This is a genomic window from Streptomyces himalayensis subsp. himalayensis (assembly GCF_013778455.1).
GTDB lineage: Bacteria > Actinomycetota > Actinomycetes > Streptomycetales > Streptomycetaceae > Streptomyces > Streptomyces himalayensis.
In genome coordinates, this window is record NZ_JACEHE010000045.1 from 22,739 (window position 1) to 45,196 (window position 22,458).

The 22,458-nt window shown below is 67.0% G+C and carries 20 protein-coding genes, 1 tRNA gene and 2 pseudogenes; 12 read left to right on the forward strand and 11 right to left on the reverse strand.

The window, feature by feature from the left end:
- Nucleotides 1–75 precede the first annotated feature (75 nt).
- From H1D24_RS44305 to H1D24_RS38000, 4 genes and pseudogenes are all read right to left on the reverse strand, one after another.
- Nucleotides 76–614: pseudogene (locus H1D24_RS44305) on the reverse strand (thiamine pyrophosphate-dependent enzyme).
- Nucleotides 593–1,303, reverse strand: a complete 711-nt coding sequence (locus tag H1D24_RS43245; RefSeq protein ID WP_309484597.1) for a hypothetical protein — start codon at nucleotides 1,301–1,303, stop codon at nucleotides 593–595. The pseudogene H1D24_RS44305 and the gene H1D24_RS43245 overlap by 22 nt, the downstream one beginning before the upstream one ends.
- Nucleotides 1,192–1,770 (reverse strand): thiamine pyrophosphate-binding protein, encoded by a 579-nt coding sequence (locus H1D24_RS43250; protein WP_258564653.1) that lies wholly within the window; start codon nucleotides 1,768–1,770, stop codon nucleotides 1,192–1,194. Before H1D24_RS43250 ends, H1D24_RS43245 begins: the two co-directional genes overlap by 112 nt.
- A gap of 186 nt (nucleotides 1,771–1,956) precedes the next feature.
- Nucleotides 1,957–3,156, reverse strand: coding sequence for an FAD-dependent monooxygenase (locus H1D24_RS38000; protein ID WP_181662308.1), 1,200 nt, complete (start codon nucleotides 3,154–3,156; stop codon nucleotides 1,957–1,959).
- Nucleotides 3,157–3,304: 148 nt separating this feature from the next.
- Between H1D24_RS38000 and H1D24_RS38005 the strand changes: the two genes are divergently transcribed.
- Nucleotides 3,305–4,084 (forward strand): IclR family transcriptional regulator, encoded by a 780-nt coding sequence (locus H1D24_RS38005; protein ID WP_181662309.1) that lies wholly within the window; start codon nucleotides 3,305–3,307, stop codon nucleotides 4,082–4,084.
- Between the two features lie 27 nt (nucleotides 4,085–4,111).
- Here the strand turns inward: H1D24_RS38005 and H1D24_RS38010 are convergent, their stop codons facing one another.
- Nucleotides 4,112–4,531 (reverse strand): nuclear transport factor 2 family protein, encoded by a 420-nt coding sequence (locus tag H1D24_RS38010; RefSeq protein ID WP_181662310.1) that lies wholly within the window; start codon nucleotides 4,529–4,531, stop codon nucleotides 4,112–4,114.
- Between the two features lie 159 nt (nucleotides 4,532–4,690).
- Nucleotides 4,691–6,322 carry an MFS transporter gene (locus tag H1D24_RS38015; protein ID WP_309484598.1) on the reverse strand — a complete coding sequence of 544 codons (1,632 nt, stop codon included), beginning with the start codon at nucleotides 6,320–6,322 and terminating at the stop codon, nucleotides 4,691–4,693.
- A gap of 542 nt (nucleotides 6,323–6,864) precedes the next feature.
- Between H1D24_RS38015 and H1D24_RS38020 the strand changes: the two genes are divergently transcribed.
- Together H1D24_RS38020 and H1D24_RS38025 are read left to right on the forward strand one after the other, a co-directional pair.
- Nucleotides 6,865–7,611 (forward strand): SDR family NAD(P)-dependent oxidoreductase, encoded by a 747-nt coding sequence (locus H1D24_RS38020; protein WP_181662312.1) that lies wholly within the window; start codon nucleotides 6,865–6,867, stop codon nucleotides 7,609–7,611.
- 653 nt (nucleotides 7,612–8,264) lie between these two features.
- A tRNA-Arg gene (locus H1D24_RS38025) sits at nucleotides 8,265–8,337 on the forward strand.
- A gap of 90 nt (nucleotides 8,338–8,427) precedes the next feature.
- Here H1D24_RS38025 and H1D24_RS38030 read toward each other — a convergent pair.
- Nucleotides 8,428–9,579: a tyrosine-type recombinase/integrase gene (locus tag H1D24_RS38030; RefSeq protein WP_181662324.1), complete on the reverse strand. Its 1,152-nt coding sequence runs from the start codon at nucleotides 9,577–9,579 to the stop codon at nucleotides 8,428–8,430.
- Between the two features lie 59 nt (nucleotides 9,580–9,638).
- Nucleotides 9,639–10,169, reverse strand: a complete 531-nt coding sequence (locus H1D24_RS38035; RefSeq protein WP_181662313.1) for a ribonuclease FAU-1 family protein — start codon at nucleotides 10,167–10,169, stop codon at nucleotides 9,639–9,641.
- 664 nt (nucleotides 10,170–10,833) lie between these two features.
- Between H1D24_RS38035 and H1D24_RS38040 the strand changes: the two genes are divergently transcribed.
- The gene (locus H1D24_RS38040) at nucleotides 10,834–11,130 is read left to right on the forward strand and encodes a hypothetical protein (protein ID WP_181662314.1); all 297 of its coding nucleotides are present in this window, start codon (nucleotides 10,834–10,836) and stop codon (nucleotides 11,128–11,130) included.
- Between the two features lie 222 nt (nucleotides 11,131–11,352).
- Here H1D24_RS38040 and H1D24_RS44310 read toward each other — a convergent pair whose 3' ends face one another.
- Entirely contained in the window at nucleotides 11,353–11,427 is a 75-nt protein-coding gene (locus H1D24_RS44310) for a 50S ribosomal protein bL37 (protein ID WP_099504217.1), read from the reverse strand.
- A 358-nt stretch (nucleotides 11,428–11,785) separates the two neighbouring features.
- The gene (locus H1D24_RS38045) at nucleotides 11,786–12,463 is read right to left on the reverse strand and encodes a response regulator (RefSeq protein ID WP_309484599.1); all 678 of its coding nucleotides are present in this window, start codon (nucleotides 12,461–12,463) and stop codon (nucleotides 11,786–11,788) included.
- 418 nt (nucleotides 12,464–12,881) lie between these two features.
- Between H1D24_RS38045 and H1D24_RS38050 the strand changes: the two genes are divergently transcribed.
- The 4 genes from H1D24_RS38050 to H1D24_RS38065 all read left to right on the forward strand — a co-directional run bounded on the left by H1D24_RS38050 (nucleotide 12,882) and on the right by H1D24_RS38065 (nucleotide 17,957).
- The gene (locus H1D24_RS38050; RefSeq protein ID WP_181662315.1) at nucleotides 12,882–13,148 is read left to right on the forward strand and encodes a ribbon-helix-helix domain-containing protein; all 267 of its coding nucleotides are present in this window, start codon (nucleotides 12,882–12,884) and stop codon (nucleotides 13,146–13,148) included.
- Nucleotides 13,145–13,591, forward strand: a complete 447-nt coding sequence (locus H1D24_RS38055; protein ID WP_181662316.1) for a hypothetical protein — start codon at nucleotides 13,145–13,147, stop codon at nucleotides 13,589–13,591. Before H1D24_RS38050 ends, H1D24_RS38055 begins: the two co-directional genes overlap by 4 nt.
- Nucleotides 13,592–14,390: 799 nt before the next feature.
- Nucleotides 14,391–16,658, forward strand: a complete 2,268-nt coding sequence (locus H1D24_RS38060) for a type I restriction-modification system subunit M/S (protein ID WP_181662317.1) — start codon at nucleotides 14,391–14,393, stop codon at nucleotides 16,656–16,658.
- 1,098 nt (nucleotides 16,659–17,756) lie between these two features.
- Nucleotides 17,757–17,957, forward strand: a complete 201-nt coding sequence (locus H1D24_RS38065; protein WP_181662318.1) for a hypothetical protein — start codon at nucleotides 17,757–17,759, stop codon at nucleotides 17,955–17,957.
- Between the two features lie 388 nt (nucleotides 17,958–18,345).
- Here the strand turns inward: H1D24_RS38065 and H1D24_RS38070 are convergent, their stop codons facing one another.
- A complete protein-coding gene (locus tag H1D24_RS38070; protein ID WP_181662319.1) occupies nucleotides 18,346–19,440 on the reverse strand; it encodes a hypothetical protein in 1,095 nt (364 codons plus the stop codon).
- Between the two features lie 197 nt (nucleotides 19,441–19,637).
- Between H1D24_RS38070 and H1D24_RS43255 the strand changes: the two are divergent.
- From H1D24_RS43255 to H1D24_RS38090, 4 genes and pseudogenes are all read left to right on the forward strand, one after another.
- Nucleotides 19,638–19,849 (forward strand): annotated as a pseudogene (locus tag H1D24_RS43255) (transposase); the annotation flags it as partial.
- Nucleotides 19,850–20,340: 491 nt separating this feature from the next.
- Entirely contained in the window at nucleotides 20,341–20,637 is a 297-nt protein-coding gene (locus H1D24_RS38080; RefSeq protein ID WP_181662320.1) for a hypothetical protein, read from the forward strand.
- 241 nt (nucleotides 20,638–20,878) lie between these two features.
- Nucleotides 20,879–21,496, forward strand: coding sequence for an RNA polymerase sigma factor (locus H1D24_RS38085; protein WP_181662321.1), 618 nt, complete (start codon nucleotides 20,879–20,881; stop codon nucleotides 21,494–21,496).
- A partial coding sequence (locus H1D24_RS38090; protein ID WP_181662322.1) for a CU044_5270 family protein occupies nucleotides 21,489–22,458 on the forward strand: 970 nt, incomplete at its 3' end. The genes H1D24_RS38085 and H1D24_RS38090, both read left to right, overlap by 8 nt.

The window sequence follows — 22,458 nt, forward strand, 5'->3', positions numbered from 1 at the left end:
CACGACCAGGTCGCGATTTCCGGCGTCAGTCGTGTCGTCCGCGCTTCTCCTTCGCGGTCGGTCAGGAGTGGCGGCTCATGCGTCGATCTCGATGCCACCGAACGGAGCTCCGCCGTTCAGGACGCGCTCCTCCGGAGGAACGGGCGCAAGGCTCACGCGCACGTCGATGCACGTCGGTCGGCGGGCCACGAGGGCGGCCTCGATCGCCGGGCGGAGCTGGTCGAGTTCCGTGATATCGACGCCGTCCGCACCGAGAGCTCGTGCCACGCCGCTGTAGGAGCCGTTCGCCAGGCGGTTGTTGGTGACGCGGTCCTGTCCGAAGAGGAACTGCTGGGTGTGCAGGGTGGCGCCCAGGCTTGGTTGTTGAGGACGATCACAACGACCGGCAGCCCTGCCCGGACGAGTGCGTCGAACTCGGCGAGGCTGTAGCCGACAGCGCCGTCTCCGGTGACGAGGATCGTCGCCTTGTCGGGGGCCGCGTACTGCGCTCCCAGGGCCACGCCGAAGTTGCTCCCCATCGAGCTGAGGTAGCCGTGCCCGAGGTAGTGGGCCAGAGGTGCGAGTGCGATCGTCTCGGAGAGCCACAGCTCGGTCAGGGCGCCGTCGACGACCACGGTGGCGTTGTCGGGGACGCTCTCAGCGATCGTGCGGACCGCGAGGTACGGGTGGATCGCGTCGTCCTCTGCTCCTCGGTCTCGGCGGCAAGTGCGGACCGCCGGGCGGCCGAGACGTCCCGCAGGGTCCCCAGCCAGTCGTCGCGCCCCGAGGGCACGGGGCTGTCGCCCAGGCGCTCGTTCAGCACGCCGATCGTGCCGACCGGGTCGGCCTGGATGCCGAGTTCGACATCCTGCAGACGGCCGAGTTCACGGCCGTCGGGGTCGATCTGGAATATCCGCGAGCTCTTCGGGAGCAGTCGGCCCGTGCCGAACTGGGTGGCCAGTCCGAAGCGCAGCCCGAGCAGCAGGACCAGGTCGGGCCGCTCGTCCTCGGGGACGGTGGCCAGGGTCTGGACGAGACCGACATGCTGCTCGGAGCCGGCGATCGCCCCGAGGCCTTCCCAGTCGGAGAAGAGAGGCACTCCCGTACGGGCCGCGAACTCGTGCAACTGTGCCCGTGCCTCGGCGGTGACAAAGGACTTGCCGACCAGCGCGATCGGCCGCTGGGCGGCACTGAGCGCATCGAGGATCCGATCTACGCCACCGGCGGGGGCGATGCCGGTGCCGTCGATGTCGAGGCGGTAGTCCTCGACCTCGTCGACGTCGACCGGCTGGCGGAGGACGTCCCAGGGAATGTCGAGGAGCACCGGGCCCTTGGGCTCCGACTGAGCGATGCGGATCGCCTGGGCGACCAGGCGGGGATCAGCTCGGCACGGGTGACGCGGTGCGCGAACTTGGTCACCGGGGCTGCCATGGCGACCTGGTCGAATCCGGCCTGCTGGTCGTTGATCTGGTCCGTCTCGAGGGGACCGGAGCCTGCGATATAGAGGACGGGGGTCCGGTCCAGATGGGCGTTGGCGACCGAGGTCAGGACGTTGGTGAAGCCGCCACCGGCCGTGACGACGGCGACACCCAGATCCCCGGTGACCCGCGCATAGCCCTCGGCCGCGTGGCCGGCGTTCATCTCGTGGCGCACGTCGACGATGCGAAGCTTGGCGTCCAGGGCATCCTGGAAGATGCCGTCGACGTGTGCTCCGTTCAGGCCGAAGGCGACGTTGATTCCGGCTCGCTGCAGTGTTCGCACCACGAGCGCACTACCGGTTGCGGGTGCCATTCGATGATCCGCCCTTCTGGAAGTACTCAGGATTTCAACAAAAGTCGCTGGGGACAGGGCCGTATCTCGGGCCGTCCGTAGCGGAGTCTCGGGTGTGGCCTGGGTGACGACAATGACCGTGTTCATTGGATGGTCAACGCCTTGTTCGACCTGGAAAGGTCGAGACCCCGTCGACCGGACGCTGATTCACACCAAGTCCGAGACAGCGACCTCGGGGTCGTACTCGTAGATCCAGCCGTTCGCCCTGAGAGGGTCGGCCTGCGAGTACGCCAGGTCACGAGCCTGCTGCTCAGGGCCGTCCGGAAGGTGGTTGATGTGCGACCTTCCGTGCGACACCTCCTGCAGGCGGGCCGTGCGGCGTCGACGGAGCTCTTCGTAGCGCCCCAGCGCCGCGATCGGGTTGTCCGGGTCCTCCGCGAGACAGAGGGCCAGGACAGCGCCGTCCTCGATCGCCTGGGCAGCGCCTTGGGCGAAGAACGGGAACATCGGGTGGGCCGCGTCACCCAGCAGGGTCGCGTTTCCACGGTTCCAGTGGTCGAGGGGCTCGCGGTCGAGCAACGCCCAGCGCCCCGGCGTGTCGGCCGCCCTGATCAGCTCCACCAGACGCGGATCCCAACCGGCGAACTCGTCGAGCAGTTCCCCGAGCGTCGCGGTGGCCGTCCACGACTCGACACTGCTCACCCCGGCCGGTGCGAAGGCGACGAGGTTGACGTACTCCTCGCCGGAGACCGGGTAGTGCACGAGGTGGTGGTCGGGGCCGATCCAGAGGGTCTGGGCGCGCCGCCTGGCGAAGTCGGGTGCCTTCTCCGCCGGTACGAGGGCCCGGAAGGCGCAGATGCCTGACTCCCTGGCCTGAGTCGACCCGCCGACGGCGCCGCGCACTCGTGAGTGGACTCCGTCGGCGCCGATGAGGATGTCCGGGCGAACCGTCTCGCCGTCCTCGAACCGCAGAACCGCCTGGTCGCCTTCGAACTCGACCGAGACGCAGCGCTTGCCGAGATGGACCGAGTGCTCGGGGACAGCCGACCTCAAAGCGTCCAGCAGGTCGGCACGGTGCGCGGCGTAGGTGTGCTCGCCGTACAGGCGTCTGCACCCCTCCTGAAGGTTCTCCGCGGAAAGGACGGCGCCGTTCTCCCAGCGCCGGAACTCCCAGCCGATCTCCATCCGGACCGCTCGCTTGACGAACCGGTCCAGCACGCCGAGACGTCGTAGCAGGCGGGCGGCGTTGGGCGCGATCACCAGGCCGGCACCCACGTCGGTCAGGGCGGCCGCCTGCTCGTAGACGTCACTGTCGAAGCCCTTGTCGCGAAGGAAAGCCGCAGCAGCGAGGCCCCCGATGCCTCCACCCAGGATCGCGATCTTCGGGCCGGTTTCCGTACTCATCATGCTCTTTCACTCCCGTGGATTGCGAGCGAGGTAGGTGACTGGCTGCGTGCAAGACTTCAGCAAACCGCGCATTGTTAGAACAGCGTCATCCATCCAACGAACATGGAAGGTAGGGTGACCGGGGCCACGAACGATGGAGGAGAGACCCATGCCTCGCGCGCACGAGCCGGGACGCTCAGTCAGCTCCCGACTGTGGGATCTGCTGTTCTCCTTCGACCCCAACCACACCGAGCTGAGCCTCGCCGACCTGGTCCGACGTACCGGCATGCCACAGGCCACCGCAAGGCGCCTCACGCTCGACCTTCTGGAGGCCGGCGCGCTGGAACGCACCAGCGACAACCGGTTCGCGATCGGCCTGCCCCTGTGGCGCCTCGGAACCCTCGCGCCGCGCGCCGAGACACTCCGCAGCGCCGCGCAGCCGTTCGTGGAGGACCTGTACACGGCGCTTCGCCAGCATGTGCAACTGGCCGTCCTCCAGGGCGACCAGGCCGTGATCATCGAGCGACTGTCGGCGGTCGACGCCGTCGGTCTGACATCGCAGGTCGGCGGCCTTCTGCCCTTGCATTGCTCAGGTGTCGGCAAGGTACTTCTGAGCCACAGCAGTCCCGCCTTCATCGATGAGGTGCTGGCGGGAAGGCTGCAGCGCTTCACTCCCAAGACGATCGTGGAGCCGGCCGAACTGCGTCGCGAACTGGCGTCCTGCCGCTCAACCGGAACGGTGGTCGTCAAGGAAGAGTTGACCGAAGGTGCCGAGTCGATCGCGACGCGCATCGTCGACGGCCGCGGCAAAGTCGTCGCGGCCCTGTCTGTTGTGGTGGCTGCGGGCTCGATCAAACTGCAAGCGGCCGTTCCCACGCTGGTCACGAGCGGACTGGGATTGTCCAGGAGTCTCGGCTGGAGGCCGGGCATTCCCATCCACACCTCGTAACCCTCGCAGGGCGAGGAAACGGGCGCGTCATGCCGGCGGTTGCCGCCGGGAGAGCTGCATGTGGCCGAGCCGCCATCCCTCGTCGGTCGAGAACCACACCCGTGTGGCCACGGCCTGAACCAGGAACGGCGGCAGGTCGGGCAAGCGCCGAATGCGCATCTTCTGAAAGCACGTCACGATGGCCCGGTCCCCTCGTTCCAGACACGTCACTTCGCTGGTCTCAGCCTCGACGGTGGCCCCCATGGACGCGTTGTGACTGAGGAAGCGCTCGCGGTCATGGACATTCCCGACCGGGCCGTGAACGATCACACAGTCGGGGAGCATGAGGTGACGCTGCTCCTCATCGCCCTTCGTGATCGCTACCAGCCATGCCGCTTCCGCCTGAGCGACCGTGTCTGGCATGCGGACGTCGTTCATACAGCTCGGCCCTGGGTGCGCGGTGGTCATTGTTCGACTCCTGTCCGAGTGCGTCTGTTGATCGTTGTGCCTTGTACGCCGTGGCCCGCCGCAACTGCTGCTCGCGAGGAGGAGGAGTCGCGGCGGGCACTCCGGTTGACCTGGCCGGCCTGCTACCCGTGTCCCGGCGCCGGCGCGTTCGTCAGGCGGTCAGCCGACGAGGGTGTGCGGGTCGTCCTCGAGATGAGCCTCGCCCACACCACCGCGCGCGCCGACGAGCGTGAGTGCCGCCGCCACGAGAGCAGCCACACCACCGAGCACGTAGGCGAGGGAGTAACTGCTGCTGAGGGCTTCGAAGGCGACGTCCTTGAGTGGGTTGAACGGCACGACCTGACCATCCGGCAGTGTGACGCTGGCCGGCACCGAGTTGGCACCGAGCGGGCCCGATTCCACGGCGTGCACTGCCGCCTCGAGCTGCGGTCTCTGATCCGCGGGAGCATGGGCCGCAGAGGCCTGGAAGGCCTCATAGGCGCTCCTCAGTTCAGGATCGCCGGCCAGCTTGCGGGCGATCTCGTCGGCGGCTCGGCCCAGTGCGACAGCACCGGCGATCGCGGGGCCGAGGGCGAACCCGAGGTCCCGGAACGTGCTCGTGACACCACTCGCCATACCGGCGAAGTGGTTGGGCAACGTGTTGACCGCGACCGCGCTGATGGCGGCGAAGGCGAGTGCCGAGCCGACGCCGGCGAGAATCAGAGGCCCGACGATGGCGCCCAGGGCCCGGTTGCTCGTCGGAATGCCGGCGAACCACAGCCCGCTGGCGCCGATGAGGGTCAGGGCTGTGCAGAGAACCCACCGGGGGTTGTAGCGCTCGAGCAGCTTGGAGGTGAGGGGCAGCAGTACGAAGCCGATGCCTCCGAAGAAGAGGTAGGCGACGGAGCTCTGCAGTGGGCTGAATCCCTGGATGGTGGTGAGACGGATACTGGTGCCGTACATGATCACGAGGAACGCGAACATACCGATCAGGGTGACCACCGAGTTCATGGCGAACGCCCGGTTCCTGAACACACTCAGGAGAAGGAGCGGCTCGGCCGCACGGCTCTCGGCGAAGACGAACAGCACGAGGAAGACGGCCGCGACGATGAACGCGATGACGATCTGCGGGTTCCCCCAGCCACTCTCGGGGCCCTGGATCACGGCGTACATCAGAGCGAACAGGCCGAGCGCGGCAGTGATCTGACCCGGCCAGTCGACGGATCGGCCCTCGGGCGAGGCGGAGTTCTGGGCGAGGGCCAGCGACAGGACCACGCTCACCGCAGCGATGACAAGGACGCCGACGAAGGCCCAGCGCCAGTTCGCGTTCCCGGCCCAGCCGAGATCGATCTTGGCGGCGACGCCTGCCAGCAGCGGTCCGAGGAAGCCGCCGACCGAGAGCGCGGTGGCCCAGATCGCCACGCCACGCGCGCGGGTGGCGGTGGTGTGCGTGCCGGCCGCCACCATGGCGAGGCTCGTCGGGAAGATGGCCGCGGCCCCGATGCCGTTGAGGACCTGGGCAAGGATCAGCAACGTCACCCGAGTGTCGGTCGAGGATCCCTCAGCCGGCACCAGGACCGCGAGAGCCGAGCCCACGACAATGAGCGCGGCGCCCCCGATGAGCAGGCGCTTACGGCCGAACAGGTCACCGAACACGCCGAAGCCCAGTCCCAACGCGGCGACGGGAAGCATGAAGGCCTCGGTGATCCACGTCAGTTGGGCCGAGGACGGCGCGAGATCCTGCTGGATCAGCCCGTTGATGAGCGAGGGGACGGAAAGGGCTATCTGCGCAAGGCACACGGCGAGAACCACCGCCGTCAGAGTGCCTGGGCTCAGGGTGTATCTGCCACCCTCTCCCTTTGCAGCACTGGGTGAATCGATCTGAACCATGGACGACTCCTTGCGCGCAGAGCGCTGCTGTCGGAACCGACGTTCGCCGCCGGACCGTGCTGTGGGTGTTTTGTCGCGGTCATCCCGGCAAGATCGCTGCCGTACCGCCCCGATCGCTGCCGTACCGCCCCTGAGGCCTTGCGGAGCGCCTCCGCGTGGCTCATCGACCAAACCTGATTCAGGACGCTCGGCCCTGGTGGCCAGCCCGCCGAGCAGCGACAAGGTAGGAGTGGCCTCCGTCACGCTCAATGGGCATGTTCGTTGGACGAACAGGCCACCACTTGTCCGCAGCCTCGACGCGCACAATCCGTGGGTGACGCCCTTGCCGGGGCCGGCGGGGCTCGGGTAGCGCCACGAAGCGCATCGCTTCCATGGAGAGGTCGCTCCACGACGCTGGGCATCGCTCCGGTTCCGTTCGAGCGCTGACCAAGGAGATTCGAGCGCTGACCAAGGAGAAATGAGCCATGGCCGGGAGACTGACAGGCAAGACCGCCGTCGTGACCGGGGGCAGTGCCGGTATCGGGCAGGAGATCGCCCGTAGGCTCGCGGCGGAGGGAGCGGACATCGCGGTCGCGGACGTCGATCCGGCCGACGAGACGCGGGAACTCGTTACGGAAACCGGCCGGCGATTCTTCAGTGACAAGGTCGACGTCTCGGATGAGGACGCGATCCACGGGTTTGCCGCTCGGGTCCGAAGTGAGCTCGGCGCCGCCGACATCCTGGTGAACAACGCGGCCGTTGTTCTGCTGGCCGATATCGACCACGTGACCTTCGACGAGTGGCGTCGCACCTTCGCCGTCAACGTGGACGGCCCCTTCCTGACCTCCAGGGCGTTCCTGCCAGACCTGAAGGAGTCCGGGTCAGGACGGATCATCAACATCACGTCCTCGAGCTACTGGACTCCGCCGCCTCCCTTCGTCTCCTATGTCTCCGCCAAGGGCGCGCTGAACGGACTCACCTCGGTTCTGGCCGCCAACCTCGCCGCTCACCACATCACCGTCAATGGCGTCGCGGCGAGTCTGGTCCGGACGGCTGCGGCCGCGGAGAAGACGAGCGAGTTCTTCTTCGAGCAGACCGTGCAGATCCAGAACATCAAGCGTGTGCAGATGCCGGCCGACGTCTCGGGCGTCGTGGCGTTCCTCGCCTCCGACGACGCCGCGTTCATCACGGGGCAGATCATCGTCGCGGACGGCGGAAGCACGCGCCGCTGAGAGCTCGTGACAGAACGGCGTGCCCTTGCCGGCTGTGTTCCGGCGAATCCGTGGTGGAACACCGTCCGTGAGGGCGCCCGACAGCATCGCGGCGACACCGTAGCGGACAGCCTGCCCGAGACCGGTCCCCAGCGGCACCACTGGCACGACTTCAGACCCAAAATTCTCGACGCACTCCACGAACTTCGAGAGGCCAGCCGCGACGCCTGGATCAACCAGGCCGGGCACGGAAGCCGGAGATCGCCTCATCGAATTCCGCCAGGACAGCGAATCCGTTTTCTCCACCCTGGATGAAACGCATCGGCTCCGTCGGGTACCTGCGTACGGAGCCGACGGTGCCCTGCTCATCTACATCGGGTACGCGTGGGCCAAGAACTCCGTGGCCTCCGGATCAGCCGCCGAACCAGGTAGGCGCTCGACTGGTCCACATACCTGAGCGCCACGGCACAGACCCCTGTCGGCAGACCGGCGGCACAGGCCGCTCGATGCGCAGTCGCACACGAAGCACGTGACGCCCCCGGGGGGCGACCGGGACCGCTAGACTGTGGGCGGTGCACCACTTCGGTGGGGCACCCTGTGGATGTCTGGGGCCCACGGAGGTCGGGATCCACCCGGTACGGGCGGATTTCCAACACCTTTGCCCACACATCCCCGCCTTCGTAGCTCAGGGGATAGAGCACCGCTCTCCTAAAGCGGGTGTCGCAGGTTCGAATCCTGCCGGGGGCACACGACTAAGGGCCAGTTCAGAGGCTTGAACCTCTCGAACTGGCCCTTTCGCATGATCGCGGCCGTGCCACTCACGTGCCACAAATGCCACTACGGTGCCACATCACCACCCCGCGTCTCGCGGATCATCGAACCAAGCCGGTCAGCGATCTCACGGTCCCGGCCGTTGACCATGTGCTGATAGATCAGCGCTGCCCGGGGCGTGCTGTGGCCCATCCGGGTCATCAGCTCGCGCAAGCTCGCGCCGGAGGCGGCGAGGGTGTTCCCGGTGTGCCGAAGGTCGTGGAGGTGCACGCCTGTCACGATGCCCGCCTTCTTCCTGGCCTTGATCCAGTCGTCCCGGAAGTTGCTTCGGCGGAGCCGCCCACCCTGGGGGCCGAGGAAGACGTGACCGTCACGGCCAGCCCCGGCGAAGTCGTCGAGGTGCTGTTCCACGTCCGGCAGAAGCTCGGTCGGGAACGCCACCGGCCGGACTCCGGCATCGGACTTGGGCGCCTTGTCGAAGAGCGCGCCGTTCTGCATCTCCGCCCGAGAGCGCCGGACCATGAGCACGGCGTTCGTGGTGTCGATGTCCCGGCGGCGGAGTGATGCCAGCTCGCCGAAGCGCAGCCCGGTGAAGGCGGCGAGCAGGATGAGCAGCCGGTAGCGCGGGGCGATCGCGTCGGCGACGGCGTACACCTCGGCCACAGCGAGGACGGGCCGCTCGGGTACGTCGTAGCGGTCAGCCCCCTTGACCCGGCACGGGTTACGCCGGATCAGCTCATCATCTACGGCCGTTTTCAGGATCGCGCGCATGATCTGGTACGCCTTGACCACGGTCGGCTCCCCAACGCCCGCGGCGAGGCGTGCTGTACGCCAGGCCCGGACCTGAGCCGTCGTGATCGAGGAGAGCGGGCGTCCGCCGAAGGTGGGCAGCAGGTGCAGCCGGATCACCGACTCATGGCGCTCACGAGAGCGATCGGCGAGCTTGCGATCCTTGAGCCATGCGTCGGCGTAGTCGCCGAACTGGACTTTGCCCGCTTCGGGGTCTGCACACTGGCCGCGCGTGATGTCCGCCTCGATGTGGGTCAGCGCGACCTCAGCATCCCTCTTGGTGGCGTAGGTGTCCTCGGCGCTGCGCAGTTGGCCCGTGCTGGGGTCACGGTAGCGAGCCTGCCAGCGGCCGGACTTGAGCTGCCGGATGGAGCCGAATCGGCGGCGTTTGCCCTGACTGTACTGAGGCGACGGCCACGACCACCAGATCCCGGCCCTCTGCTATGCCTGGCCGGAGCCCTGACGATCAACCGCAGGTCGTTACGGCGCTAGTTGTCGATCAAGGACCATGCTCGCGGGAAGTTCACGTGTCGCAGGTCGGCGATGATCCTCGGCGGGAAGTCCGGCCAAGAACGCGTCGTGTCATGGCGTCTGTTGAGATGCCGGTCCAAGAAGCGTTGAGTGCGTTGCAGGCCGTCCACTGCATCGGCTGCGCTGAGCGTGCCGTTCTGCGCTGCGTCGCCATACTCGTCGAGGTCCAGTACGCGGTAGGGGTGGTCTGCAGGTCCGACGATGACGTCGATCCACAGATCATCGACGATGAACTCGTTCTCATGTTCAGTGACCTTGACGAGGTCGCAGTACCACCAGCCCTGCTGCTCAGGTGGGAAGATCACGGGTTGATTGATCTGGAACCCGACATCGAGCAGCACAAAGGCGCGTTGCTCGTAGCGCTGGCCGTGCCACTCGAACCCAAAGTCGTAGACCAGTGCATCGCCGAGACGGCGCCCCGCAGCACGCAGCGTCCGGTTCCTGACCACGGTCACGGGTGTGAGTTCAGCACTGGAGCCATCAGCCATGCGAGGCAGTCTCGCAGGGTCCGGCAGCCGAAGGCGCCCCCATTGTGCGGAGCCATGACGGCAAGCGCCTGATGCCTCACGGCCACTGTCAACCATCAGCTGGGACCGAAGTGTCAAGCATCTCCCGGGACCGGACACCCTGCCTGATGCCAGCGCGGTAGAACTTTCCCTACTTCATCAAGGCCCGCGCACGGCGCGGGCGCGCGCCGCCTTTGCGGCGCGCTGCGTGCCGCGGGCAGAAGGGGGAGAAACCCTCTGTGGCTGGGGCGGTCGGCTCCGCGGCTTTACGCAGCCACTTTGGCGCGAGCCTCGAAGATCATGGCCCAAGATCGGGCACTAACGGGCAGGCTCACAAACCTGCCCGATCCGCGGGCCAGCGTAATGGGCCATGATCACTCGCGCCAAAGCAGCTCCAGCCCAAAGCCGCTACGCCGACCGCGTGGGCCCCTGCCACTCTCGTTCCTGAAGGGACGGGGACTCACGAGGGAATCGAGGTGCAGGGAGCGCACACAGTCAGACCATGGTCAAGGCAGGAAACGCCAGGTCAGGCGACTGATCGCCGGGCCTCGCTTGGCATGCGAGCGACACGTGGGCGACTTAGCATGAAATTGCGCTCTTGGCTCGTTAATTACTGCTCTAGCAGGAAGGGCGTCACGCCATGTACATGATGCGCGAGGTCTACCAAGCTAAACGCGGGAAGGCGCCGGAGATCGTGGCGGCGTTCAAGACCCTCACCAAGGTGTTTGAAGAGGCCGGGTACACGAACCGGCGAATCTACGTCGATTACTCCGGTCCCATGGATACGGTCATCTGCCAATGGGAATTCGATAGCCTCGATCAGTACTTCACCATGGAGCGAGCGTTCTTCGTGAATCCGGACGAGAACGCGCAGTCACTGATCGACACGTTTAACAGCAACGCGGCATCTGGCTACAAGGAGATCTACGAGGTCATCCAGTAGCGAATCACCTGGGCGACGAAGGCACCGTCATCCGGCTGCCACGTCGTGGACTATCTGTGGACAGGGAAGCACTCAGCGCTACGGAATGGAGCCTTGACCTGCAAGTACCCTCAGGAGCCAAGGGGCCTCCGGAGCCGTGCGCGCAGGTTCGAATGTTCTCTGCCCAACTCTGGAAAAGGTGCCCCAGTCTTCAGGGCCCCCTCGGCCGTCTGCTCGGTTGGCTCAGGCGTTGGGACGCTTGCCGTGATTGGCCTTCTTCTTCTTGCGGCCGCGTCGCTTGTTCCCTCGCTTAGCCATGGTGCACATCTCCCTAATACGGGCTTTCTATGCCTTTGTCAGTCTAGATTCGGCCCCCGGGTGTCCGCATCAGCGATCACTGGCTCTTGTCGAATGCGCGTCGAGGCCGCCCAGGCCGATCGATCACACCGCTGCCAACCACAGGTCAGAGGCCCTGCCTGGCTCGGACCATCAAGCGCCCTCTAAGCCCGCGGCCGCTCTGCACGTGCCACAGTCGTGCCACTTCATGCGGTCAATCACGGTCAACGACGGTTCGTCGCAGTCGAGATGCGCCGTAGACTTGGGCTGCCGCTACAGCCGGAGTGACCTGGGCGCCCCTGTCGACGATCACGTCCGCCCTTACAAAGCAGATGTCGGATCAAAGTGACCTCAACCGTGCTCTCTCCATGAGATCGATGACGTAGTGGACCAGTTCGACAGGTGCCGTGGTTGCTGCGAATATCCTGCGATCAACGCCCCTCTCAGGATCGAACCTCCCCGTGTAGATCAACACGGGCACGTCGATCTTGTACTGCTCCAGCAGACGCAGCATCTTGATCCCCGCTTGCTGGTCGCCATCTCGATCAATGTCGCTAATGATGACGTCGTACGGCCTGCGACGAAACATTGGCGTTGCCTCCTCGGTCGACAGGGCCACGTCGACATGCAGACCAGCGGCGCGGAAGAGTTCGACAAGCGGGGTGTTGCCCTCGGGGCGATCATCAACCCACAGAATCTTGCCGCCTTGTAGTACATCGGCAGCATGCTCCAGCCTGCCCAGCGCCGTACGTCTGGCAGTTGCGGAGACCGTCGTCTGGCTCTCATCCTGGGCGCGGTCGAGCAGCTCGCCAGCGAGCTCCACCTCAACGCCGAGGGCTCGTACGGCAGTTAGTCGAGGCACTAACCGTTGAATGAGCGTCCCTCGCAGGGTGAAGTACACGGTGGCAGCGAAGGCAACCCAGAGTATGGCGGGGACCGTTCCGATGAGCTTGCTCCATAAGGCGTCGGACATCTCGACATCATCGGCGACAGGTCCCGCGCTGTGAGGCCACTTCACGGAACATCATCAACTGACATCCAGAACTGACATCAACGGCGACGGACACACATGGATCAAAGCGCGCATCCGCAGCATGACCAGGAGGTGCGCGACTGGGCCGACCAGGTACGCAGCGGTCCTCAGGCAGTACTCCTAAAGCGGGTGTCGCAGGTTCGAATCCTGCCGGGGGCACAACGCATTACCCCTCTGACCTGGGGTTTCTCCCCCAGGGAGGGCTCCTACTCGGCCCCGGACTCCTCGTCCGGGGCCGTTTGCGTGAGCGGGCGGATCGCCAAGCACCCACGCGCACCGCAAGGTCTCTACGCCCCTCACGCCCTGGCTCCGACCTTCCCTGGCAAAGCGTGAAGCGGCTGCCGAGGATGGCGGCATCCGAGGGCACCCACCCACAACACACACGACATGGCATACTTGAAGTATGGCAACTCGGAAGATCACTATCACCGTGCCGGAAGAGCTGGTGGAATCGATCAAGGAACGTGTCGATGCGCGCGGGGTGTCCAGTTACATTGCGGCCGCCGCCGCTCATCAGGACGCCATGGACCGACTGCGCGAGCTGGCTGAACGCCTCGAAGAAGAGCACGGCGCCGTGACAGACGACGAGCAGCAAGCAGCGCTGGACCGTATCGCCGCGATTGACGGCTGGCACGACGAGCAGCACTCGCATTCAGACGAGGCCGCGTGAACCGCACCGCCCGAGCGAAACTGCACCGGCCGCGACATCGCGTCTTCGTGTTCGACTCCGAGGCCCTCTCCAAGGCGGTTCGCGGCGATCGGGAGATGGCCGCGCTGATCAAAACGGCTCCGCGGCTCGACATCCCGATCGTCACGTCGGCGCTCACGACCTTGGAAGCATGGGACCCTCGCGAAACGTCGAAGCAGGCGCTGTGGAACTGGACGCTGTCCCGGATCCGCGTCGTGCACACGGACGACCAGGTGATCGCCATGGCGCGCGACATGCTGAAGGCAGCCGGTCTACATGGTCACAAGTACGCCATCGACGCCATCCTGGCGGCTGTGGCAGGGCGGGAAGCCGTGAAGGGAGCTGAGGCAACCGTCTTCACGTCCGACACCGACGACATGGCTCAACTCCTCGGGGGACACTCCGTGCGCGTCGAGAAGGTCTGACGAAACGCCGCCCGCACCTCACTCCGACGACTCGCCGGCTCCCCCGACTGACCGCTGGCCGTACGCCGATGGGATCCTCCGTTTCCTGTGGTCAAGCCGACCGCCGGGACGAAGAAGCCCACGCGCTCTCCACAAGCCGCGGGGACAGGAGGACACCGGCCCGGAACCAGCCGTCACCGGCCTCGCCGAGATAGTGGACAGTCGGTCGCGCCGCCGTTACCCCGCAGGCGGCTCCGCGTTGTTGACGGAGACGATCAGATGCGGATCGATCTGAAGTCAGAAGGCGTCACCGTCCCATTGGACCGCTCCGTCGAGTCCCATCGCAGCAGTATGGCGCGTCCGTGATCATCTGCCATAGACGAGGCAGCGCCTTGCCCGGCAGGGCGGCACACGCGCACGTGAGCGAACAGGCTCGCCCCAACACCCTCTTCAAACAGTGAGCGGCGAGCAAGTCCTCTGAGACAGCGACTAAAAGCACCGCCACCGGGCCAACGATCCACCAACACCCGTAGCCCTGACAGCCTTGGAGAGGATTGCGCACTCCAGGTGCGCAATTGCTCAGCACGGCCGCGCACTTCTAGGCTCACTCTCCATCAACCATTTCCCCTTGCGCAGTTGAGGGGGCCCCGAGCTCATGTCGTACTCGCCGACCGGTGAGGATCCGTTGCTCGGACGGCCGCAGATTGCCACGCTCGCAGGCGTAGGCCGACCAACCGTAACGGCCTGGGAAAAGCAGGAGACCGACTTTCCCTCTCCCCGGCGCTCCAACGGACAGGACTACTTCCGGCAGTCGGAAATCATGGACTGGCTGGACCGACGGCCGGTGCCGTCCGGGCGGCTCGTCGAAGGAGAGCCCGTCGGCACCACCTACGGGGACCGTGCCAGGAAGGGGCAAGGAGCCGACGCCGCGCGGCACCGTCTTGGCACCGGGTCGTCGTACCGCATGCCAACCGGCGCTGTCGATGAGCCCCGCCCCGAGAACCGACGGATCGTAGCCGATCTGATGGGCAGCCTCGTCGACCGCGTACGGGGGGCGGCCAGCGTGCTGGACTATCTGAACCTGCTTCTCCGCCTCCACTATCTCCGCGGCGCTGCCCCGGACCGCTTCGACACATTGGCCGCCCGCGCCCGCGCCCTCAGCAGTCTCGACGAAGCAGCCCAGTTGCTCCGGGACGTCGGCCGCCTGGCCGACGAGGACATGCGTGGCCTCGGTGTCCATTCGAGCATGCAGGAAGCATTGGGGCGCCTGGAGCCACGAACTGCTCGTGACCTTCGCAATGTCGTGGATGCGATGAGCCGCCTCACCGAGGACGTGTTCGGGCTGATCCTCGACGAGTACGAGCAACGAGCCGCGCTGGGCAGCGGCGAATTCTTCACTCCTCGCCCTGTGGTCCGGCTGATGACGCGGCCTGCCTGCTCAGAATTCGGTCCCGGGGAACCGGAGTCCGTCTACGACCCCTACGCCCGCGACGGCGGGTTCCTCATCGAGGCGATGGCCGCCTGCGCCTTGGACAAGGACGGTCTGCCGCGCAAAGAGACGTTGCTGACGTACGGCGAGACCCGGCGCGCCGACACGTGGCGACTGGCGACCATGAATCTCCTCCTTCATGGTGTCTCCCCGGCTCTCGACCTCAAGCGCACAGCCCCCTGGCACGACGGCCCGGAGCGGGCCCCGTTGGAGTCGTTCGACATCGTGCTCACCAACCCACCGTTCAACATGAGCGACCCCGGCCGCGAAGAACGCCGCGAGGGGCAGTGGGCGTACGGGGCTCCGCCGCTCGACAACGACAACCTTGCCTGGGTCCAGCACTGCCTGGCCACGCTGCGCGAGCGGGGCCGAGCCGGGATCATCATGCCCAACAAGGCAGGCAACTCCGGTCACAAGGCCGAGCAGACCATCCGGCGGAATCTGGTGGAGAGCGGAGTCGTCGACTGTGTCATCGCCCTGCCGGCCCAGTTGTTCACCAGCACCGCCGTACCCGTCTCTGTATGGATACTGCGCCACCCCGACAACCCGTGCGACAACACACTTTTCCTCGACGCACGGCACATGGGATCGAAGAACGGCTCGCGCCGGGTGTTCAGCGCCCTGGACGCCGAATCTCTACTCGACGCCTACCGCGCTCACAGAAGCACGGGAGCGGCCGCTCCTCCCCCCAGTCCGACGACTGCGGAACCACACGTGCCCGCCGCCTTGGTATCTCGGGAAGAACTGCGGCGCAACGGCTTCTCGCTCAACCCACTTGACCATGTCGAACGCCAAAGCGGCGGAAGGGACGGCTTCGAGAACGAGCTCGTGTCCGCCCAGGAGCGGCTGACCAACGCCGAGGAACACCTAAGGGACATACAGAATGCTGCCGCCCTGCTGCCGTTCGTCGGGGACCATGGACCGCTGCTTCGGAGGAACCAGCCGGCATCCACGGCCAACCTGGACTCACTGTGCGAGATTCAGGCCGGACCGTCCTATTCCGTGCTCGGCAAGAAGCAGCGCAGCGCCAACGGCCCGGTTCCTGTGGTGTTCCCACGTCATCTGAAGGGCCGGCGCATCAACGACAAGGCGGATGAGCGGGTGACGGAGGAGACGGCCCGTCGCCTGAGGAACTTCGAGCTGTGGCACAGGGACATCGTGTGTGTCCGCTCCGGTGCGATCGTTCCGCCGGCGCTGGTGCAGCAGCATCAGGCCGGCTGGCTGATGAGCCCCAATGTCATCCGGCTCCGTGTGCCCGAGGGACAGGAGGACCGGGTGCTGCCGGAATACCTGTTCCACTACCTGTGCCTGGACGAGTCCGTCGCCTGGATGCGGGACCGGGCCGCGGCCACCGCAGCCCCGTCTCTCCGGTCCGAATCCCTCGGATCGCTGCAGATTCCGCTGCCTGACCTGGTCGAGCAGCAAGAAATCGTAGCCGCGCTGAACGGCCTTGACGAGCTGGACCGCGCGCATCTGGCCGTCGCTGCCTCAGTGCGGCACAGCCGCATCGCCCTGGCCGGTGCGCTCCTGGGCCAGTCTTCGGAACTCGCCCCTGGTACCTTCCCCCGCCACCGATTCGAGAAAGAAGCGATGCTGTGAATACCCGGCGCCAACCGTCTGCTCCGACGACACAGCCCACGTTGGCCGCCGAGCCCACGAACAGTGCCTGGATCCCCTGGCTGCTGGTCATGGTGTTGTCCTCTGCCCTCGTCGCGGTATGCGTCGGATTCCTCAAGGCCATCGACGGCGCCCCGGTTTCCGGAGCCCTGCTCTCGGCAGGTGCAGCGTTCGGAGGAACCGCGCTGCTCTGTCCGGCCGTGGTACCCGTAGTGCAACAGCTGCGTCAGCGCGGCTAGTCAGCCCTTGTAGATCTTGCTGGGCTCGCGTGCGCCAATGCCCGCGCCACCGTATGCGAGAGGCACCCCGACGCGTGAGCGGTGCGTGAGCGGACCGTCCGGCACGATGTGCCACGAGCGGGATTGAGCGCGAGGCCGTGTGGCGCTGACCAGGTGGAACAACCCCACGCGACAGTCTCCGACACCACCCGGCAAGGATTCGATCCCACTCCTAAAGCGGGTGTCGCAGGTTCGAATCCTGCCGGGGGCACCATGCCTGACCAGGCACGGTGTATCGAAAAAGCCCCTCGGAGTTGGTCTCCGAGGGGCCTTTTGATCTTGTATGGGAACGCTTGGGAACGCGTGGTCAAGCAGCCTCCCGTCGCCTCCGCCTTCCGTGGGAACGTCGGGCCTCCCCCGGTTTCTGAGCGACGTCCCGCCGCGCCGGCGACTTGCTCGGAACCAGAGCCAGCGGGGCCTCGGCTTGTTCTGAACCCTCTACCAGCACGGCAGAGCAGGTCATGTGCGGCCACTGGGACAGCGCGGACGACGAGACCATAGCCAACAAAGCCAAAGCCCTCATCGACGCGATGGGCTCGATCGTCGCCTGAGCGGGCCTGCGACCAAGTCCGCATACGTCCGCACGCGGACGCTCGGCGACCTGGATGACGACCCGGTCACCCGCGCCGTGGCAGCCTTCGGCCTGCTCGCCGATCGTGTGGCTGCCGTCGAATCCCAGAGGCCCCCACACCCGCCTGACCCGCCCCGCACGACAGGACGCCCGCACCACCCGCCGGTGCGCGCGGCGTCCTACGGTGTGAGGGGCACCGCCCTTCATCCGACCAGCACGGAGCACCAGGCCGTGAACGTCGAGATCCCCCCGCACTTACGCGACACCGCCACCCAGCTCGGGGTCGGCGTCCCCTACGCCCTGAAGGTCCTGGCCGGCGACGGATGGGGCGGCACCCTCGTCCGGCAGCCCGACAGCCTCATCCGGCAGCCCGAAGCCTCGGCCGCCTCCCGGCGCGTCATCGTCCGCGCCTCGGCCGGGTCGACGTCGTAGAACCGAACCGCAGCACGTCGTCCCCCCGGCCCCGGCCCCGGCCGCCGGGCGAAGGCGGTCGAGGCGGACGGTCGTCTCCGAGCAGCACGGTCGGCAGGGGGCTGTCGAGCGTGGCGTCGTCCAGGACGGCACCCATGCGGTCGCCGATCAGCCGGACCGCAGCCATCAGCCCTGGCTCGGCGCCCCCGGCTGCTTCCCGTTGTCTTTGCAGCGCATCCCGCCAAGGACTTGGCCGAGTGCCTGGGTCATCCAGTTCGAAGACTTCGGTGCACGAGCCGCCGCGCCAGTGCCCGAAGGCACGGGCGGCGGCCATCAAGCCGGAGTCATACACCCCGTACCCGCTCCGCGCGCCAATCGAGTGCGGCGATCCGGACTGCCAGAAGATGCCTTACGACCGCGTCGCAGTGCCGCATCCTTCGTTCGAGGCCGTAGTCCGCTCGCTCATCGAGGTGCTGCGGTCGTACGGGTCGACCTCGGGACCCGCGCCCGTTTCTGACTCTTCCGTGCCGAACGGAGGGGTGAGGTAACCGGTGGAGGTGCCGCAGCCCCCGTTGGTCATGTCGACCTTGTACGAGACGAGGGAGAAGGTTCCCGGCTCGCTGATCACCTTCGAGGGGTCGTCCCAGCTCAGCACCACCTCGCGCCGCACGATCGTGCGGACGACCTCGTCGCCGCCCGCTGCCGGCGCGACCGGGTACACGTACGTGACGTCACTGGTCACCTGGAGCGCGCCGCGCTCACCCTCCCGGTACGTGATCCGGCCCCGGGTCTTGACCACGTCCCCGACGAGACGCGCGTGCGAGGTGTCGAACCGGCTGAAGAGCAGCAGCGGGTCGTTCTCCTTGCTCGGCGCGCGGAACGCGGACTTCAGGAAGGCCTGGACGTCCTGCTGGTGAGGGTTGATCAGCGCGATCGCCTTTCCAGGGTGCCCGCCCCGCAGCACCCCCGGATCCAGACTTGCCGCGGCCAGGAAGTCCCGGGTCTGCTCCAACGCCCGCTCCACCTGCGCCCGACTCATCCAGCCGGTCGCCCTGGCCTCCGGCACCGTGATCCCGGCCGTGCCGTTCGCCCAGCGAGCCGCAGGCGAGCCCCTGAACGGCTCGTCGAGCGTGGGCCGTCGGGCACTCTCCACAGGAGGCGCCTTGTCCGGGCGCTCCGACTCCGCGGCGAGCGGCGCCTCGGCCCGTTCGTCGTTGCCGAACCACCCGACCACCCGCCCCGGATCCAGCGCCACGATCAGCAGTGCCACCGAAGCCAGCAACCCGACCACGTACCAGCCCTTCTTCCGGCTGGGCCGGGCCGGCGAGTACGTCCGCCATCCCTCCGCGCCCGCGGGCTCCTCCCGCAGCCGCCTCGCCACGACCCGGGCCCGCGCCGACGGCTCCCTGGGAGCGTCCGCCACACCGGTCATCGAATCCCGGAGAAACCGCTCCCACTCCTCGTCAGGCACTGACGAGCCGCTCCGCTCCCCACCCGCGTTCACACCGGACTCCTTGCCTTGTGAGCCGTTTCGACCCTCTCCCCAGGGCTCGCGTTCCGTATCCTGACACAGCGGCTGCTGCGCCAACTTCCCAGCGCAGGCACATTATCCTGCCGGGCCTGTATGAGATCTCCTAACGAAATGATCTCCGGCGTGATTGGATCACTCCGGGCTGATGATCCGATGGCCTTGGGTGCGGGGTGGCGCGGCCAAAGCCGTGGAAGTCGATAACGAGTTGCGGGCGGAGATCGAGCCGCTGCTGCCCAAGGTCGAGCGCCGGACCCAGCATCCGGACCGGCTGGTGCTCCAGGGCATCCTGATCGCGCTGCACACGGGGATCACCTGGGAGCCCCTGTCGTACGAACTCGGCTTCGGGTCGGGCATGACCTGCTGGCGCCGCCCGGCTGAATGGGCGGCTCAGGCCGGACGGCTGAACCAAGTTGCCTGGTGGCCGCAGTGCCTCACTGGATCAGGTCAGTGTGCGGATGGTCCGAAGACTTCGGGCAGACGTAGAGTTGCAGGTCGTAGCCCCCGGCGAGGTCGAGCATGGTGAAAGTAAAGCTCCGTGGTCGCCCAGCGCCGCGAACGGGCCCGCATCGGCAGCGAGAAACGCATCCGACGGGGCGGCCGACCACTCACCACCGCGGCCTGACCGCCCACCTCGGCCACCCGGGCCACCCCGGGTCACCCGCTGGCAGAACGGCCTGCCGCAGTCATTGTTTCGGTCGCAGCACCAGGGCTTGTCCGATGGGTCGCGTTCGAGAACGCAGCTTCCTGTCCGGGCCCGATCGCTGAGGGTGGAAGCCACCCTCGCGCTCGGCGCGTGGCCACGGCGGGATCTAGCGGGCTCAAAAGCTCCTCAACCCGCTGCGCCTCGCCCGCCCCTGCGGGTACAGATGGGGCATGCCAATTGACCGGGAGAACGCCGCCACCTGGTTCTCCGCGATCGGATCGACTGCCTCCGGATCGACTGCCTCATTCAGTGTCGCGGCTCGCGTGTACTGGCAGAACCGGCAGGACACCATCCGCGGGCAAGCTTCGAAGGTCACCGTGGAGCGTCCCGAAGACGTAATCCCCGGAGCAGACCACTACAGGCTGCGGGTCACAGACAACGGGGACGGCCCTGTGTACGGGCTGAAGCTGCACGTCGCCCGGAACTACGCCTGGCGGCTGGCCGCCTCGCGCTGGTCGTCGTTGTGACCGAGACGTAGTTGTGCCACGACACCAGCGACACGATCCCCTGGGCCTCCTCACTTCAGCCGAAATTGTTCCGGCTGAAGTGGGGGCCTCCTCGGCAGCTAGTGCTGCCCCGCGGAACTTCCGCGGCGCAGCCCTGGGGACCAGCGGCCAGGGGCCCCGAGGGAACTCGCCGGGGGCGACGGGCGAAGGAGAGAGGAAAGCCCAAGCCTTCGAAGCGTTCCCCAGGACGAGAGGAGCCCCGATGACCGTCGAGCCAGGCGTCCGCACGGGGGCGGAGAGAGATGCCTCGGTGATTGCGCGGTCCCGGGATGAGCCCGAGGCATTCGCCGTGCTCTTCGACCGGCACGCGGATGCGGTACACCGTTATCTGGCTCGTAGGCTCGGCGGCGAGCCGGCCGACGACCTCATGGCGGAGACCTTCACCACTGCTTTCCAGCAGCGGCACCGGTACGACCCCGCGCGGGCCATGGGCGACGACGCCCGGCCCTGGCTGCTCGGCATAGCGACCAACCTGGTCAGCCGGCACCGTCGGGCCGAGGCCCGCCGGTTCAGGGCCCTGGCCCGTATCCCGGCTCCCGCCGACCACGAGGAGCCGCTGGCCGACCGGGCTGCGGCCCGGGTGGGGGCACAGGCCGTACGCCGCCAGCTGGCGGCGGCACTGGCCGCACTGCCCGCGCGGCACCGGGACGTGCTGCTGCTGGTGGCGTGGGGCGGTCTCGGCTACGAGGAGGTGGCCCAGGCCCTCGGTGTCCCCATCGGCACGGTCAGATCACGGCTGCACCGGGCTCGCAGCAAGCTACGCGAAGCGTTGGGCGGATCCGATCCGACGACACTGCGAGAGGCATCCGGCCATGAGTGACGAACTCGAACTCCTGCGGGCCTGGAACGCGGACGCGGCCCCGCTCTCCGAAGCGACCCGAGCGCAGGCCCGCCACCGACTGCTCAACACGATTACGCGCACGGAGCGGCACCCCGACGCCGCACCCAGCCGCCGCCACGCGCTGCGCCTCGCGACAGCCGGGGTGGTCACCATGACGGTTACGGGCACGGCGGTACTGATCACCGCGGACGGCGCCGACGAGGGCGGCCGCACCGACCGCGCGGGCACGAACACCCCGCAGATGCGCAACGCCGGCGCCGTGACGGTGCTGAACGGGGCGGCAGCGCGGGCGAGTAAGCACGAGAAGCCCGTGGCGCCGCGCGACGACCAGTTCATCTACTGGAAGCGGATCATTAAGGAGACGGAGCGGAAGACCGGCGCGGTCAAGACCTATGTGGATGTGAACTGGGACTCGGTGGACGGCTCCAAGCGATCTTTGACCATGGAGCTCGGCCGGGTGATCTGGGAGGAGCCCATGGGGAAGAACGAGGGCGTGTGGCCGCCTCGGGAGTGGAGCAAGCTGAAGAAGCTGCCCACCGACCCGGAGAAGCTCATCCCGGGCATCATCGGCGTCGGCACGTCCGACAAGTCGATGGACGACTTCACCGCGTGGGACTGGTACGACGCCTACTTCATGCTCGGCGAGCTCCTGAAGTGGCCGGTGCTGCCCGAGGGACTGCGTCCCGCCGCGTACGAGGCGCTGGCCCTGGTGCCCGGGGTCAAGGCGACCCCGGGGATGAAGGACTCCGCCGGGCGCACCGGGGTGGGGATCTCCTACCCTGAGCGCGCGTCCGAGAAGGGCAAGTACCTCATCTTCGACCCGGAGTCCTATGAATTCCTGGGCTTCCGCGCCGAGCGGACCTCGCGTTCCGGGAAGAAGACGTACATCCAGCTGTCGCACGTGGCGGACTGGGCGATCGTCGACCGCTTGAAGCAGCGCC

Excerpts from the sequence above, each read along its gene's own strand:
- H1D24_RS38040 (WP_181662314.1), top strand. The coding sequence starts at position 10,834 with ATGATGCGCGAGGTCTACCAAGCTAAACGCGGGAAGGCGCCGGAGATC.
- H1D24_RS38035 (WP_181662313.1), bottom strand. The coding sequence starts at position 10,169 with ATGGCTGATGGCTCCAGTGCTGAACTCACACCCGTGACCGTGGTCAGG.
- H1D24_RS38050 (WP_181662315.1), top strand. The coding sequence starts at position 12,882 with ATGGCAACTCGGAAGATCACTATCACCGTGCCGGAAGAGCTGGTGGAA.
- H1D24_RS38060 (WP_181662317.1), top strand. The coding sequence starts at position 14,391 with ATGGACTGGCTGGACCGACGGCCGGTGCCGTCCGGGCGGCTCGTCGAA.
- H1D24_RS38005 (WP_181662309.1), top strand. The coding sequence starts at position 3,305 with ATGCCTCGCGCGCACGAGCCGGGACGCTCAGTCAGCTCCCGACTGTGG.
- H1D24_RS38020 (WP_181662312.1), top strand. The coding sequence starts at position 6,865 with ATGGCCGGGAGACTGACAGGCAAGACCGCCGTCGTGACCGGGGGCAGT.
- H1D24_RS38085 (WP_181662321.1), top strand. The coding sequence starts at position 20,879 with ATGACCGTCGAGCCAGGCGTCCGCACGGGGGCGGAGAGAGATGCCTCG.
- H1D24_RS43250 (WP_258564653.1), bottom strand. The coding sequence starts at position 1,770 with ATGGCACCCGCAACCGGTAGTGCGCTCGTGGTGCGAACACTGCAGCGA.
- H1D24_RS38080 (WP_181662320.1), top strand. The coding sequence starts at position 20,341 with ATGCCAATTGACCGGGAGAACGCCGCCACCTGGTTCTCCGCGATCGGA.
- H1D24_RS38000 (WP_181662308.1), bottom strand. The coding sequence starts at position 3,156 with ATGATGAGTACGGAAACCGGCCCGAAGATCGCGATCCTGGGTGGAGGC.
- H1D24_RS38010 (WP_181662310.1), bottom strand. The coding sequence starts at position 4,531 with ATGACCACCGCGCACCCAGGGCCGAGCTGTATGAACGACGTCCGCATG.